This window comes from Lutibacter sp. (genome assembly GCF_016342705.1).
Taxonomy (GTDB): Bacteria; Bacteroidota; Bacteroidia; order Flavobacteriales; family Flavobacteriaceae; genus Lutibacter.
Genome location: NZ_JAEINV010000008.1, coordinates 154364 through 169793, shown reverse-complemented (window position 1 = coordinate 169793; position 15430 = coordinate 154364). Strand labels below are relative to the sequence as shown.

Annotated in this window: 12 protein-coding genes and 1 tRNA gene; 10 read left to right on the top strand and 3 right to left on the bottom strand. The window is 29.9% G+C overall.

Features of this window, described 5'->3' with window-relative positions; all coding sequences use genetic code 11:
* Window positions 1-3 precede the first annotated feature (3 nt).
* A tRNA-Glu gene (locus tag JEY78_RS09705) sits at window positions 4-75 on the bottom strand.
* Window positions 76-166: 91 nt separating this feature from the next.
* Window positions 167-1645, bottom strand: coding sequence for a proline--tRNA ligase (gene proS / locus JEY78_RS09700; RefSeq protein ID WP_291850217.1), 1479 nt, complete (start codon window positions 1643-1645; stop codon window positions 167-169).
* Between the two features lie 104 nt (window positions 1646-1749).
* On the opposite strand from proS, the gene JEY78_RS09695 reads away from it, so the two are divergent.
* The 5 genes from JEY78_RS09695 to JEY78_RS09675 all read left to right on the top strand — a co-directional run bounded on the left by JEY78_RS09695 (window position 1750) and on the right by JEY78_RS09675 (window position 6729).
* Entirely contained in the window at window positions 1750-2919 is a 1170-nt protein-coding gene (locus JEY78_RS09695; RefSeq protein WP_291850214.1) for a hypothetical protein, read from the top strand.
* Window positions 2920-2943: 24 nt separating this feature from the next.
* A complete protein-coding gene (locus JEY78_RS09690; protein ID WP_291850211.1) occupies window positions 2944-4296 on the top strand; it encodes a UPF0164 family protein in 1353 nt (450 codons plus the stop codon).
* A 106-nt stretch (window positions 4297-4402) separates the two neighbouring features.
* Window positions 4403-5299: a NifU family protein gene (locus JEY78_RS09685; protein WP_291850209.1), complete on the top strand. Its 897-nt coding sequence runs from the start codon at window positions 4403-4405 to the stop codon at window positions 5297-5299.
* A gap of 5 nt (window positions 5300-5304) precedes the next feature.
* Window positions 5305-6033, top strand: a complete 729-nt coding sequence (gene ubiE, locus JEY78_RS09680; protein ID WP_291850206.1) for a bifunctional demethylmenaquinone methyltransferase/2-methoxy-6-polyprenyl-1,4-benzoquinol methylase UbiE — start codon at window positions 5305-5307, stop codon at window positions 6031-6033.
* 3 nt (window positions 6034-6036) lie between these two features.
* Window positions 6037-6729, top strand: a complete 693-nt coding sequence (locus JEY78_RS09675) for a porin family protein (protein ID WP_291850204.1) — start codon at window positions 6037-6039, stop codon at window positions 6727-6729.
* On the opposite strand, the gene JEY78_RS09670 is transcribed toward JEY78_RS09675, so the two are convergent.
* A complete protein-coding gene (locus JEY78_RS09670) occupies window positions 6726-7454 on the bottom strand; it encodes an RNA methyltransferase (protein WP_291850202.1) in 729 nt (242 codons plus the stop codon). The two genes, JEY78_RS09675 and JEY78_RS09670, sit on opposite strands and share 4 nt — an antisense overlap.
* A 77-nt stretch (window positions 7455-7531) precedes the next feature.
* On the opposite strand from JEY78_RS09670, the gene JEY78_RS09665 reads away from it, so the two are divergent.
* The 5 genes from JEY78_RS09665 (at window position 7532) to JEY78_RS09645 (ending at window position 15221) form a co-directional block, all read left to right on the top strand.
* Window positions 7532-10009, top strand: coding sequence for a BamA/TamA family outer membrane protein (locus tag JEY78_RS09665; protein WP_291850200.1), 2478 nt, complete (start codon window positions 7532-7534; stop codon window positions 10007-10009).
* A gap of 114 nt (window positions 10010-10123) precedes the next feature.
* A complete protein-coding gene (gene fbaA / locus JEY78_RS09660; RefSeq protein WP_291850197.1) occupies window positions 10124-11191 on the top strand; it encodes a class II fructose-bisphosphate aldolase in 1068 nt (355 codons plus the stop codon).
* Between the two features lie 106 nt (window positions 11192-11297).
* A complete protein-coding gene (gene accD / locus JEY78_RS09655; protein WP_291850193.1) occupies window positions 11298-12158 on the top strand; it encodes an acetyl-CoA carboxylase, carboxyltransferase subunit beta in 861 nt (286 codons plus the stop codon).
* 423 nt (window positions 12159-12581) lie between these two features.
* A complete protein-coding gene (gene rpsO, locus JEY78_RS09650) occupies window positions 12582-12851 on the top strand; it encodes a 30S ribosomal protein S15 (protein ID WP_291850190.1) in 270 nt (89 codons plus the stop codon).
* Between the two features lie 135 nt (window positions 12852-12986).
* Entirely contained in the window at window positions 12987-15221 is a 2235-nt protein-coding gene (locus JEY78_RS09645; protein WP_291850187.1) for a polyribonucleotide nucleotidyltransferase, read from the top strand.
* Window positions 15222-15430: the final 209 nt, after the last annotated feature.

Sequence of the window (15430 nt, the reverse complement as noted above, 5' to 3'; positions counted from 1 at the left end):
TTGTAGTCCGTAGGGGAATCGAACCCCTGTTACCAGGATGAAAACCTGGCGTCCTAACCCCTAGACGAACGGACCATTTTACTTGTTTGCAACAACACTATTATTTCGTTATTGCGGATGCAAAAATACAACTATTTTTCAATCCACAAAATTTTTTTTAAAAAAATTAATAAGCTTTTGCAAATAAAACTCTCTTACTTGATTTTTGCCCCGAAAATACACAGCTTCCTTCTTCAATTTTACTATCTAAAGGTATACATCTAATTGTTGCTTTTGTTAATTCTTTTATTTTCTCTTCAGTTTCTGCTGATCCATCCCAATGCGCAGAAACAAAACCTCCCTTTTTTTCAATTACTTCTTTAAACTCTTCAAAAGAATTTACTTCAGTAATATGATTATTTCTATACGTAATTGCTCTATCAAATAAATTAGATTGAATTTTATCTAATAAACCTTCCACAAAATCAACAATAGTATCTTGAGAAACAGTTTCTTTTTCTAATGTATCTCTTCTAGCTACCTCAACAGTATTATTTTCTATATCTCTATTTCCAATTGCAATTCTAATTGGAACTCCTTTTAATTCATACTCAGCAAATTTTGCTCCCGGTCTAAACGTATCTCTATCGTCATATTTAACTGAAATTCCTTTAGAGCGAAGTTCTTTTACAAAAACATTAACTCTATCTGAAATAGCCTCTAATTGATCCTCCCCTTTATAAATTGGAACAATAACCACTTGTATTGGTGCTAATTTTGGAGGTAATACTAACCCTAAGTCATCTGAATGAGTCATAATCAACCCACCAATTAATCTAGTAGAAACTCCCCAAGATGTTGCCCAAACATATTCTTGTTTCCCTTCTTTTGATGTGTATTTTACATCAAATGCTTTTGCAAAATTTTGACCTAAAAAATGTGATGTCCCTGCTTGTAATGCCTTCCCATCTTGCATTAATGCTTCAATTGTATAGGTTTCGTCTGCGCCTGCAAATCGTTCACTATCTGACTTTGCCCCTTTAATCACTGGCATCGCCATAAAACCTTCAGCAAATTCAGCATATACTTTTTGCATTAACATTGCTTCTGTAACAGCTTCACTTTTAGTTGCGTGAGCAGTATGTCCTTCTTGCCATAAAAACTCAGCAGTTCTTAAAAATAATCTTGTACGCATTTCCCATCTCACTACGTTTGCCCATTGATTTATTAATAAAGGTAAATCTCTGTAAGATTGAATCCATCCTTTATAGGTATTCCAAATAATAGCTTCCGAAGTTGGTCGAACAATAAGTTCTTCCTCTAATTTAGCTGTTGGATCTACACGTAATTTTCCCGGATTGTCTGGGTCGTTTTGCAATCTATAATGTGTTACTATGGCGCATTCTTTTGCAAAACCTTCTGCATTTTTTTCTTCAGCTTCAAATAAACTTTTAGGCACAAACAATGGGAAATAGGCATTTTCATGACCAGTTTCTTTGAACATTTTATCTAGTTGCGCTTGCATTTTTTCCCAGATAGCATACCCATAAGGTTTAATAACCATACAGCCTCTAACGGCTGAGTTTTCAGCTAAATCTGCTTTTACAACCAACTCATTATACCACTTGGAATAATCTACTTCTCGCTTTGTTAAATTCTTGCTCATAATCAAAAGTTTGGCACAAATATTGCACCTTTTTATAATAAAAATGCTAATTTCGACAAAATTAGTTTTTTTTAATAGTTCAACAATAAAAATTTCAACTGATTATGGAAGTTTCAAAATTATTTACCCGAAAATATGCCCAAATTGGCACTTTAGTTGTTTTATTAGGCAGTTTATATTCATGTGGCACTTATCAAAGCGCCTACAATTATGATGACGATGGAATTTACGCTTCCAATGCTAAAATTCAAACTAATGAAGACATTGTTATTATGGATGAGAGTGAGTTTGATAAAACTTACTTCACACGTCAGCTTGAAAAAATGGAAGATGTGAATAATTCTGACATTATTACAAATGTTGATGACTATTATTACGAGGATGAAGAGAATTACGAGAATGAAAACAATAATTACGATGCTCCTTGGGAATATACAAATGATGTAACAATTACTATTGATAACGGTTATAATGATTTTGGATTTGGGTTTGGTTATAATCCTTTTTTCAATGGGTATTATGATTATCCTTATTATACTAACTATTACAACCCTTGGAGATATAGATTTTACTCACCTTTTTATTATTCTGGTGGCTACTATCCGTACAATTATGGTGGTTATTACGGATATTCTAACTATTATCGACCATATTATTATCCTTATGGAGGTTATTATAATAATAATTATAATTACCCTTATCTTAACAAATATGATAGGTTTGATTCCCATGGTAAAAGAAATTCTTATACTTCAAATGGGAGAAATACCACCCCTTCATCTACTCAAAGAGTCGTTAGCAGCACAAGAAGAACTCCATATAATTCTTCAAACTCAACATATTCTGGAACAAGAAGAACTTCAACTAATAACAACACTATAGATAGAAATTCATCTATTAGAACATCTACAAGGTCTGGCTCAACAATTCAGCGAAATATAAATTCAACAACAAGATCTTCAGGTGTAAATACTAGAAATAGAGATTATTTTAGTAATGGAAACAGTAGAATTAATTCATCTTCTGGTGATTATATGATTAGAAGATCAACAAATTCAAATAATAACAGCAACTCTAATATTACGCCTACAAGAAGAAATTCTTCAAGCAGTTCAAACTCAACTAATAATAACAGTGGTTCTTCAAGAAGTTATTCTAATGATTCTTCCTCAAGATCATCGAGTTCTGGTTCATATTCATCTGGATCGTCATCAAGATCATCAAGCGGCTCATCAGGAAGTTCTTCAACAAGAAGCAGCTCAAGAAGAAATTAATAACAATTTAGAACCTTATACATTATGAAAAAATTATTTTTAGCAATGGTAGTTTTTGTTGCCTATTTTTCAAATGCACAAACATTATCTTATAACGATATCGGAGAATTATTCTCAAAGGAATCTATAAATGGTACGGCACGATTTAACGCAATGAGCGGGGCATTTGGAGCGCTTGGAGGAGACATTTCTGCCATAGAGATTAATCCTGCTGGAGCAGCTGTTTTTACAAAAAGTGAAGTTGCAATTTCATTATATAACAAAAAAATAAAAACAAATACCAATTTTTATGGCTTAAATCAATCTAGCGAAAATGAGTTTTTAGATTTATCTCAGGCTGGTGGCGTCATGGTTTTTAAAAGTAATAACAATAATTCTGGTTGGGGAAAATTTGCTTTAGGTTTTAATTATTCCGTTACTAACGATTTCAATAATTCCTATATAGCAAAAGGTAATAGTGGTTACGCTCCAATTACCGACTTTTATGACCCTGAAGTAGTTTATTTAAACTCAGACGGTCATTATTTACAGAATTACACAGATGGTAAAAATGAAAAATACACATTTACAATAGCTTCAGAATTTAATAATAATTTAATGTTAGGTTTTTCTTTAAGCACCTATAACATTGAACATTTTCAACGTGTTTTAACCGAAGAATATAATAATGATGGTAGCGGAAATACTTTTGATGTTTCACAAAATCAAGAATTATTAACTTATGGTGATGGAATTTCCTTTAATTTGGGATTGATCTCAAAACCAAATAACAATATTCGTTTAGGATTAGCTTTTCAATCGCCAATCTGGTATTCTCTTGCAGAAGAATTTTTAGAATATGATGCAACAATTTTTGAAAATAATATAAATGTAACAAACGAATTTTCAATAGATGATACATACTCTGGAACAAATGGATTTGATTACAAATTAAAAACTCCTTCAAAATTAACTGGAAGTTTTGCTTATATATTTAACACATCTGGCTTAATAAGTTTAGACTACATTTATAAAAATTACAGTAATATTAAGTTAAGTAACGCAGACTTTACAATGGAAAATCAAGCGTTTAACACAAATTTAGAAAGCACAACAGAATTAAGACTTGGTACAGAATGGAGAGTTGATGCATTTTCTTTAAGAGGTGGTTATCATTATGAAAAAAATCCAAATAAAAACGCATATCAATCTGATGATATTGAAGGATATTCATTAGGTGCAGGGTATAAATTTAGAGGAGGAAGAGTAGATTTTTCTTATTTAAACTCTACAAATACTGCTCCATATAATTTTTACCCAAATAATAACCAAATTAATAATGCTGAATTAAATATTGATACTTCTAGAATTACTGCAACACTAGTTTTAAATATTTAGTTATTAAAAATAAAATCACATAAAAACGCCTCAAAATTGAGGCGTTTTTTTATTATTAACATATTTGCTAAACAAGTTTTAGTACTTTTGCACAAAATTTAATTAAATGAAAACAATTTCCTTATATATAGAAAAAACAAATTCTGATACTATTTTAAAATTCTCTTCAAATAGTATTTTAACAAGTGGTAGCTATGATTTTAACAATATTGATGAAGCTAAAAACTCACCTTTAGCCCAACAACTATTTCATTTACCTTTTGTAAAACGCGTATTTATTTCTGCAAATTTTATAGCAATTGAACGTTTTTCAATAGTTGAATGGGCAGATGTAGAGGAAGAAGTAAAAGAACAATTGGAAAATTATTTGAATAACAATGGAGTTATAATTACTGAAGAAAATACTACAAAAAAAATACCGGTAGAAGTGTACGCTGAAGTAACACCAAACCCTTCCGTTTTAAAATTTGTTGCCAATAAAAAATTAATGGAAGTTGATGTTGAGTATAAAAATATTGAAGAAGCTAAAAATTCACCATTAGCTACCGCACTATTTAATTTTCCTTTTACCAAAGAAGTATTTATTTCAGAAAACTATGTGTCTATTACTAAATTTGATATTGTTGAATGGGGTGAAGTTACTGTAGAAGTTAGAAGTTTTATAAAACAATATATTGCTGATGGAAACAAAATTGTAACAGCGTATCCTGAAAAAGAAACTATTAGCACAAATGAAAAAAGTAACAATACTGAAAGTTTAGATGACGTTTCTCTTCAAATTATAAGTATTTTAGATGAGTATATTAGGCCTGCAGTTGCTGCTGACGGTGGGAACATTCTATTTCAATCCTACAATCAAGATTCAAAAATTGTAAATGTAATTTTACAAGGTGCTTGCAGCGGATGCCCGTCGTCTACAATTACTTTAAAAAATGGCATAGAGAATATGCTAAAACAATTAATTCCAGGAAAAATAGAAGAAGTTGTTGCTGTTAATTACTAAAAATTATGACCGAAAAAGTAAAACCATATAAAAATTCTGAGTTAGGAAAAAAAGAACAAGTGGCTAAAATGTTCGACACTATTTCTAATGAATACGATGGCTTAAACCGAGTTATTTCATTTGGTATTGATGTTTCGTGGAGAAAAAAAGTAGTGGAAATTATAAAAAAAACCAATCCTTCAACAATTTTAGATATTGCAACTGGAACAGGTGATTTAGCTATTAATTTAACAAAAACAGCTGCTTCAAAAATTGTAGGTTTAGACATTTCTGAAGGAATGTTACAAGTTGGAAGAAAAAAAATTGAAAATCTACATTTAAATAAAACTATTGAAATGGTTTTTGGTGATTCTGAGAATATTCCGTTCGAAAACAATTCTTTTGACGCTATTACTGTTGCTTTTGGAGTTAGAAATTTTGAAAATTTAGACAAAGGTTTATTGGAAATTTATAGAGTTTTAAAACCTGGTGGTATATTTGTGGTTTTAGAAACAGCAATACCTACAAAAACACCTTTTAAACAAGGATATCATTTTTATTCCACAAAAATACTTCCCTTAATTGGTAAATTATTTTCAAAAGATAAAGTAGCTTATAAATATCTATCTGATTCGGCCGCTTCTTTTCCTTACGGAGAAGCCTTCAACAATATTTTGATGAAAAATGGGTTTATAAATGTTGAAAACAAACCACAAACATTTGGGGTTGCTTCAATTTATATTGCTAAAAAATAATATATGAGAAAAGTTGTTGCTATTATAATTTTAATTTTTACACTAAATAGTCTACAAGCTCAAAAAAGAAGTGTCGTAGAATACCATCAAAACTGGGATAAACAAAAAATGTTTTGGGGATATTACTTAGGCTTTAACAAAAAAGACTATAAAATTACATATTTAACGGACATTGCAAATATTGTAGTAACTCCAACAGTTGGTTTTAATGTAGGTTTAATCGGAGATTTACGTTTACATAAAAATATTTCTTTGCGTTTAGAACCTGGACTTTCAAGCAATACTAAAACATTATCTTTTACACATATTATTGGAGGTGCAAAGGATAGTATTAGAGAGGTTAACTCAACCTATTTGCGCATTCCTCTTTTATTAAAACTAAATGCAGATAGGTATAATAATATTAGACCTTATGTTGTTGGTGGTGTTTCATATGATTATAATTTCTCTAGCAACCAGGATAATCCAGACGACAATTATGAGGGAGAATTTAGAATGAAAAAAAATAATTTCATGTATGAATTTGGTGCCGGAATTGATATTTATCTACCGTATTTTATTTTTTCTCCTTCTATAAGAGGTGTATTTGCTATTAATAATGAATTGGTTAAAGATAATAATCCGAATAGTCCTTGGACAGGACAAGTAGATTATTTTGGTACAAGAGGTATTTTTATAAAGTTAGCATTTCATTAAGTACTACGTTTAAATTCGCTTAATAAAATTGCAGTTGCTGTAGCTACATTTAAACTTTCTGTTTGCCGTACCTCTCCAAATCTAGGAATGGAGATTGATTGAGTTTTTAAACTTAAAATTTTCTCACTAATACCGTTAGCTTCGTTGCCCATAACTAAAATACCGTTTTTAGGTAAATTACTAGTATAAACATTTTCTCCTTCCATTAATGATGCAAAAATTGGCAATTCGGTACCTTTTAAATAATCACTAATATCCGTATACACAATTGAAACTCTGGTTAAAGAACCCATTGTAGCTTGCACAACTTTAGTATTATAACAATCTACAGAATTTTCAGAGCAAATTAATTGATCTACTCCAAACCAATCACATAAACGAATAATTGTTCCTAAATTACCCGGATCATTAACACCGTCTAATACTAAAATTAGCCCTTCATTTTTAAGCTTTTTAACTTCAGGGATTTTAAAAATACCAACAACATTATTAGGCGTTTTTAGTGAACTAATTTTTTTTAATACTGCTTCTGATACAATATAACAATCTTCAATATTTTCATATGCTGAATTATTAACACAAAATAGCTGATCTAATTCAAAATTTGAATTTAAAAATTCCTCAACAACTTTCGTTCCTTCTGCTATAAATAATTTATATTTTAATCGGTACTTTTTTTGTTTTAAACTCGTTATTAATTTGAATTGATTTTTGCTTAAAGCCATTAATTTGATTCTAAAAATTGTAATTTGTTAATACTTTGAAATGTTTTACATTTGAAACAAATTTAAACTCTTATTTTTTGAAAAACAATATTATAATATTTTTAATTTTAATAAGTATAACTTTTAGTTTTTCATCTTGCAATACATTGAAATATGTTTCGGAAAATGAATTATTACTTGCAAAAAATGCTGTTTTTGTAAATGATAAAAAAAATGTTAATTATGAAATTACTGATTATATTGTTCAACGCCCTAATCAGCTTGTGTTAGGCGTTCCATTTCCTTTATATTTTTACAACATTGGAAACAAAAATTTTGAAACAGATTTTAATACCTGGAAATTAGAAAACCCTAATTCTTATAAATTTACAACTAATATATTTTCCGAAAAACAAACTAGAGGTGTTCGTAGTTTTAAATATAAAACACATCAATGGTTTTTAAATAATGGTGAACCACCTGTTATTTTCGATGCTAAAAAAGCAATTCAAACAGTAGAAAATTTAACCCAACATTATTACAACGAAGGTTATTTTAATGTAAATGTAACTTATGAAGAACAAAAAAGTAAGAATAAAAAAATTGCTATAAATTATTTAATAAATACTGACAAACCTTATACATTAGATACCATTACAACAGCTATAGAATCTAAAGTTTTAGACTCTATTTATAATATCTACAAAAATCAATCAGAAATAAAAACGGGCAATCAATTTAAATTATCTCTATTTATTGAAGAGCAAAATAGAATCACTAATATTTTTAGAAATTCAGGGATTTATAGATTTAATAAAAACGCCATAACCTTTGAAGCTGATTCGTCTAAAACAAATTACAAATCAGATGTTACATTAATAATTAATGATAGTATTGCAAATGTGCCGTTTAAAGTTCAAAAAATTAAAAATGTAAACATATACACGGATTACTCCTACAACTCTAAAGATGAGCCTATTAAAGCAAATAAAACATATAATGGCTACTCATTTTTAGCCATTGATAAGTTAAAATATAACCCAAAATTTTTGTTGAATTCAATTTTTATTGAACCTAATGATATTTATAGAGATGAAACGCGAGAATTAACTCGTAAAGACCTAAGAAGACTAAATAATTTTAGATCAGTAGACATTAAATATGAAGAAACAGAAGATGATATGCTAAATGCTTCTATTTTTTTAACACCTTTAAAAAAATATTCCATTGGTTTTAATACAGAACTTACACATTCCAATATTCGTCAACTTGGAATTTCTGGAAAACTCTCATTTTTAAATAGAAACATATTTAAAGGATCAGAAATATTAAGATTTTCTGTGCAAGGATCATTTTTAGACTCTAAAGATGCTGCGGATCAATCTAGTTTGTTAAATGCATGGGAAGTTGGTAGTGATATTTCTTTAGAAATACCACGCTTTTTAGCTCCTTTTAAACTAAATAAAATTATTCCAAAAAGCATGGCGCCTTCTACAACTTTTACTTTAGGAACAAGCCTTCAAAAAAATATTGGATTAGACAAACAAAAATTCACAGGAATTATTGATTACACTTGGGAATCTTCAAAAACTAAAAATCATAGCTTTCAAATTGTAAACGCACAGTTTATTAAAAACCTAAATATAAATTCATACTTTAATATTTATACTTCAGAATATAATGATTTAGCCGCAATACAAGAGGAATATTTCCCACTAGTAACGCTTAACGAAGAAAATGCTATCTCATTTATAGATAACTATATTAACGATGCATTTAAAACAACTAATGAGACTGAGTATAAAACCGCTAAAAATATTGAAGCAAGATATAATATTATTACAGAAGATGTTTTAGTGCCCGTTACAGCATATACTTACACTTATAATAATAGCGAAAACTATAAAGACAACGATTTTTCATTTTTTAGAGCGAGAATTGCTTCTTCAGGAAATATATTAACACTCTTAACAAATGAAAAAGATGAAAGTGGAACAAAAACATTATTAAAAACACCAATTGCACAATACATTAGAACAGATTTAGAATACAAGAAATTCTGGAATGTCTCTTTGGAAAATGTGATTGCTTTTAGAAGTTTTTTAGGGGTTGCAATACCATATAAAAACTCAACCACCATTCCTTTTAGCAGAAGTTATTTTATAGGTGGACCAAATGATTTAAGAGCATGGAAAATCTATGATTTAGGACCTGGCTCAACAAAAAGTGGCTTAGAGTATAATATAGGAAATTTAAAATTTATTTCAAGTTTAGAATATAGATTTAAAGTAATTAACAGCGTAAAAGGAGCATTATTTGTTGATGCCGGAAATATTTGGGATATTAGTAATTCATCTGTAACTTCAAGCCAAGCTAAATTTAATGGGTTTAACTCTTTAAAAGATATTGCCATAGGAACAGGTTTTGGTGTTAGATACGATTTAAGTTTTATTTTATTAAGATTAGATATTGGCTTTAAAACTTATGAACCTTATTTAGATGCCGGAAACAAATGGTTTCAACACGTAAATTTCAGCAATAATGTTTATAATTTTGGGATAAGTTATCCGTTTTAAACAGGTTTATTTACTATTTCGTTTTCGTTTTTTTTTATTTACAACTACTAATTAAACCTAAATATTGCTTAATTTTGTTTCTACAAGTCAAAACTAAATTATACTTAATATATTATGAGTCATACTATTAAACCAGGAGTTGCAACAGGAAGCAAAGTGCAAGAAATTTTTCAATTAGCAAAGGCTAAAAAATTCGCATTACCTGCTGTAAATGTGATAGGATCAAACACTATTAATGCTGTTTTAGAAACTGCCAAAGAATTAAATTCACCAGTAATTATTCAATTTTCAAATGGTGGAGCACAATTTAATGCAGGAAAAGGATTGTCTAATGCAAATGAAAAAGCCGCCATTGCTGGTGCTATTGCTGGCGCAAAACATGTGCATACTTTAGCGGAAGCTTATGGAGTTGTTGCTATTTTACATACAGACCATTGTGCAAAAAAATTATTACCTTGGATTGATGGGTTATTAGATGCTGGTGAACAATTTTATAAAGAAAATGGAATTCCATTATTCAGTTCGCATATGATTGATTTATCTGAAGAGTCATTAGTTGAAAACATTGATATTTGCAAAACATACCTTGCAAGAATGGATAAAATGGGAATGACTTTAGAAATAGAGTTAGGAATTACAGGTGGTGAAGAAGATGGAGTAGATAATTCTGATGTTGACGCTTCAAAATTATATACACAACCAGAAGAAGTTGCATATGCTTACACTGAACTTAAAAAAGTAAGTGACAACTTTACAATTGCTGCATCTTTTGGAAATGTTCATGGAGTTTACAAACCAGGAAACGTAAAATTAACACCTAAAATTTTAGATAATTCTCAAAAATATATCCAAGAAAAATACAACACAGGAGTAAATCCAGTTGATTTTGTATTCCATGGTGGATCAGGTTCTACATTAGAAGAAATTAGAGAAGCAATTGGTTATGGTGTTATTAAAATGAACATTGATACCGATTTACAATTTGCTTTTATGGAAGGAATTAGAGATTATATGGTAAATAATATTGATTACTTAAAAACTCAAATTGGAAATCCAGACGGAGCAGATCAACCAAACAAAAAACATTACGACCCAAGAAAATGGGTACGTGAAGGAGAATTAACTTTTAAAGCCAGATTAATTCAAGCTTTTAAAGATTTAAACAACGTAAACACATTGTAAACATATAGTAACAATTAAAAATTATTAAAGAGAACATGTTTTTATATGTTCTCTTTGTTTTTTTTAGTAATTTGCACCTCTATTTTCAACTAAAACAAAATTTTATATGTCATCTTGGTTTAAAAGAAAAGATAAAGGAATTCAAACTCCTACCGACGAGAAAAAAGACGTACCAAAAGGTTTATGGTATAAAACCCCTAGTGGTAAAATTGTTGATACTGACGAATTAAAGGACAACTATTATGTGAGTCCTGAAGATGGCTACCATGTTAGAATTGGAAGTGCTGAGTATTTCGAAATTCTTTTTGACAACAATGAGTTTACGGAGTTTGATAAAGATATGGTTTCAAAAGATCCTCTTAATTTTACAGATACTAAAAAATATACTGAAAGATTAAAAGAAGCATATGCTAAAACTAAATTAAACGATGCGGTTAGAACTGCTGTTGGAAAATCTTTAGGGAAAGATTTAGTAATTGCTTCAATGGATTTTGCATTTATTGGAGGATCAATGGGTAGTGTAGTTGGTGAAAAAATTGCAAGAGCAATTGATTATTCAATTAAGAATAAAATTCCATTTTTAATGATTTCAAAATCTGGAGGAGCAAGAATGCAAGAAGCTTCTTTTTCATTAATGCAATTAGTTAAAACATCTGCTAAACTAGCTCAGCTTGCAGATGCAAATATTCCATATATTTCTTTATGTACAGATCCAACAACTGGTGGAACTACAGCCTCATACGCAATGTTAGGAGATATTAATATTGCTGAACCAGACGCTTTAATAGGATTTGCTGGGCCGAGAGTGGTAAAAGATACTACAGGTAAAGATTTACCTGAAGGTTTTCAACGTTCTGAATTTGTGTTAGAACACGGATTTTTAGATAAAATTATTGAACGTAAACATCTAAAGAAACAAATAAATTTATATATAGATTTAATTGAAAACATTCCCGTTAGAAAATAAGAAATAAAAAAGAGAGCTTTTAGCTCTCTTTTTTATTTTAATGTAATTTCTAAAACCTCACTAGTATACTTTGTTACCATTACAAATATTTCACCAGTTGTTATTTCTTTTTTAATAATATTCATTGCAACTACAAAAAAAGACTCCTAAAAGTAAAATAACGAACATTTTAAAATACTTTACTTTCTTAAAATTATATATTGAAATAATTAATAAAACAGTTAAAAACTAATTTAATTTTAACCCTCTACTTGTAAAAACGTGTAAATGAATGCAAAAAAGAAAGTGACCTTACAATCATTTCCGCTAAAAATTTAAAAATCTATTTAATTGTAATTCAAAATAATAGTAGTATCTTTGCCGACTGATAGCAACCATTGTTGCATCAATACATAAAAATTATTAAAATAAATTAATGTTAGCATGTACTTAACAAAAGAGAAAAAAGCAGAAATTTTTGCAAAACACGGAGAATCAGCAACAAACACTGGTTCATCAGAAGGTCAAATTGCCTTATTTACTTACAGAATTAACCATTTAACTGAGCATTTAAAAAGAAATCGTAAAGATTTTAATACAGAACGTTCATTAGTAAAATTAGTAGGTAAAAGAAGAAATTTATTGGACTATTTAATTAAATCTGATATTGTAAGATATCGTGAAATAATTCAAGAATTAGGATTAAGAAAATAATTTTTTTTAAAAGAGGCAAATTTTGCCTCTTTTTTATTTAATTAATCTAAAAAAGAAAGCTTAATTTAAACTTTTCATTGGTAAACACACAACACAACAACAAACCAATTGTTTAATTAATTTTAAAACTTATTTATGATACCGAAGGTACATACACAAATTATTGATTTAGGAGATGGAAGAACCATTTCTTTAGAAACTGGAAAATTAGCAAAACAAGCGCACGGATCGGTTGTTGTAAGAATGGGTAACGCCATGTTATTATGTACAGTAGTATCTAACTACAGCGCAAGTCCAGGTATTGACTTTTTACCATTAACTGTTGATTACAGAGAAAAATTTGCTGCAGCAGGAAAATACCCAGGAGGTTTCTTTAAAAGAGAAGCAAGACCAAGTGATGATGAAGTATTAACAATGCGTTTAGTAGATCGTGTTTTACGTCCTTTATTTCCAAAAGATTACCATGCAGAAACGCAAGTTATGATTCAATTAATGTCTCATGACGAAAACGTAATGCCAGATGCTTTAGCAGGTATAGGAGCTTCAGCAGCTATTCAATTAAGTGATATTCCTTTTGAAACTCCAATTTCAGAAGTACGTGTTGCAAGAATTAATGGTGAATTTGTAATTAACCCAAGTAGAGCTCAATTAGCTAATGCTGATATTGATATGATGGTTGGTGCATCTGCAGATTCAGTAATGATGGTTGAAGGTGAAATGGATGAATGTAGCGAAGAAGAAATGGCTGAAGCTATTAAATTTGCGCACGAAGCCATTAAAATTCAATGTGCTGCTCAAGTTGCATTAGCAGAAGCTGTTGGTAAAAAAGAAACTCGTGAATATGAAACTGCTCCTTCTGATGAAGCCTTAGAAAAATTAGCTCATGATTTTACTTACCAAAAAGTATACGACATAGCAAAAGCAGGAAGTGCAAAGCATGAAAGAAGTGCTGCATTTGCTGAAATTAAAGAAGCATTTAAAGCTACTTTTACAGAAGAAGAATTGGCTGAAAAAGGTGCTTTAATATCTCAATATTATTCAAAAGCAGAAAAAAGTGCTGTTAGAAACTTAACTCTTGAAGAAGGCTTACGTTTAGACGGAAGAAAAACTACAGAAATTCGCCCAATTTGGTGTGAAGTTAATTATTTACCGTCAACTCACGGTTCATCAATTTTTACACGTGGAGAAACTCAAGCATTAGCAACAGTTACTCTTGGAACTTCAAGAGATGCTAATATTTTAGATTCAGCAACTTTTGAAGGTGAAGAAAGATTTTATTTACACTATAACTTCCCTCCTTTTTCAACAGGTGAAGCACGTCCTTTAAGAGGAACTTCACGTAGAGAAGTAGGTCACGGAAACTTAGCGCAACGCGCATTAAAAGGAATGGTTCCTGCAGATTGTCCTTACACAGTAAGAGTTGTATCTGAAGTATTAGAATCTAACGGTTCTTCTTCAATGGCAACAGTTTGTGCTGGCACAATGGCATTAATGGATGCTGGTATTCAAATGAAAAAACCAGTTTCGGGTATTGCTATGGGATTAATTTCTGATGGTGATCGTTATGCTGTTTTATCTGACATTTTAGGTGATGAAGATCATTTAGGTGATATGGACTTTAAAGTTACAGGAACTGCAGACGGAATTACTGCTTGCCAGATGGACATTAAAATTAAAGGATTATCATACGAAATTTTAGTAAATGCTTTAAAACAAGCTCGTGAAGGTCGTTTACATATTTTAGGAAAAATAACGGATACAATTGCACAACCAAATGCAGATGTAAAACCTCATTCTCCAAAAATGGTAACTAGAGTAATTCCTAACGACTTTATTGGTGCTTTAATCGGACCAGGAGGAAAAGTAATCCAAGAAATGCAAAAAGAAACAGGTTGTACCATTGTTATTAATGAAGATCCTGTAACAACTGAAGGAATTGTTGAGATTTTAGGAACTAACCAAGCAGGAATTGATGCTGTATTAGCAAAAATTGATTCTTTAATGTTTAAGCCTGAAGTGGGAAGCGTATATGAAGTGAAAGTAATTAAAATGTTAGATTTTGGTGCTGTTGTAGAATATAATGACGCTCCAGGAAATGAAGTTTTATTACATATTTCTGAATTAGCTTGGGAACGTACAGATAATGTCACTGATGTTGTAAATATGGGTGATGTATTTGATGTAAAATACTTTGGAAAAGACCCTAAAACACGCAAAGATAAAGTATCTAGAAAAGCACTTTTACCTAAACCTGAAGGATTTGTAGAAAGACCTCCAAGAGATGATAAAAGAAGTGGTGGACGTGACAACCGTGGTAGAGATAGCCGTGGTGGAGACAGAGATAGAAGACCTAGAGACGATAGAAAATAATATTCCATAAAAAAATGCTTCTCAATATTGGGAAGCATTTTTTTTAATTAAAACAAAAGAAGCCATACATTTAACTAATTTTATTTGTAATTTGGCTTCTTTCTTATTAACAGAGATTACTAATCATTTAGTTCACTGTTATTTTTAAACTATTAGAAAAACTAACCCATTAATTTTTTCTAATAACTAGTTAATATTGAGAGCTCCAA

Bases quoted from the DNA above. Each gene is read 5' to 3' on its own strand.
- proS (WP_291850217.1), bottom strand. From the start codon at position 1,645: ATGAGCAAGAATTTAACAAAGCGAGAAGTAGATTATTCCAAGTGGTAT.
- JEY78_RS09695 (WP_291850214.1), top strand. From the start codon at position 1,750: ATGGAAGTTTCAAAATTATTTACCCGAAAATATGCCCAAATTGGCACT.
- JEY78_RS09690 (WP_291850211.1), top strand. From the start codon at position 2,944: ATGAAAAAATTATTTTTAGCAATGGTAGTTTTTGTTGCCTATTTTTCA.
- JEY78_RS09685 (WP_291850209.1), top strand. From the start codon at position 4,403: ATGAAAACAATTTCCTTATATATAGAAAAAACAAATTCTGATACTATT.
- ubiE (WP_291850206.1), top strand. From the start codon at position 5,305: ATGACCGAAAAAGTAAAACCATATAAAAATTCTGAGTTAGGAAAAAAA.
- JEY78_RS09675 (WP_291850204.1), top strand. From the start codon at position 6,037: ATGAGAAAAGTTGTTGCTATTATAATTTTAATTTTTACACTAAATAGT.
- JEY78_RS09670 (WP_291850202.1), bottom strand. From the start codon at position 7,454: ATGGCTTTAAGCAAAAATCAATTCAAATTAATAACGAGTTTAAAACAA.
- fbaA (WP_291850197.1), top strand. From the start codon at position 10,124: ATGAGTCATACTATTAAACCAGGAGTTGCAACAGGAAGCAAAGTGCAA.
- accD (WP_291850193.1), top strand. From the start codon at position 11,298: ATGTCATCTTGGTTTAAAAGAAAAGATAAAGGAATTCAAACTCCTACC.
- rpsO (WP_291850190.1), top strand. From the start codon at position 12,582: ATGTACTTAACAAAAGAGAAAAAAGCAGAAATTTTTGCAAAACACGGA.
- JEY78_RS09645 (WP_291850187.1), top strand. From the start codon at position 12,987: ATGATACCGAAGGTACATACACAAATTATTGATTTAGGAGATGGAAGA.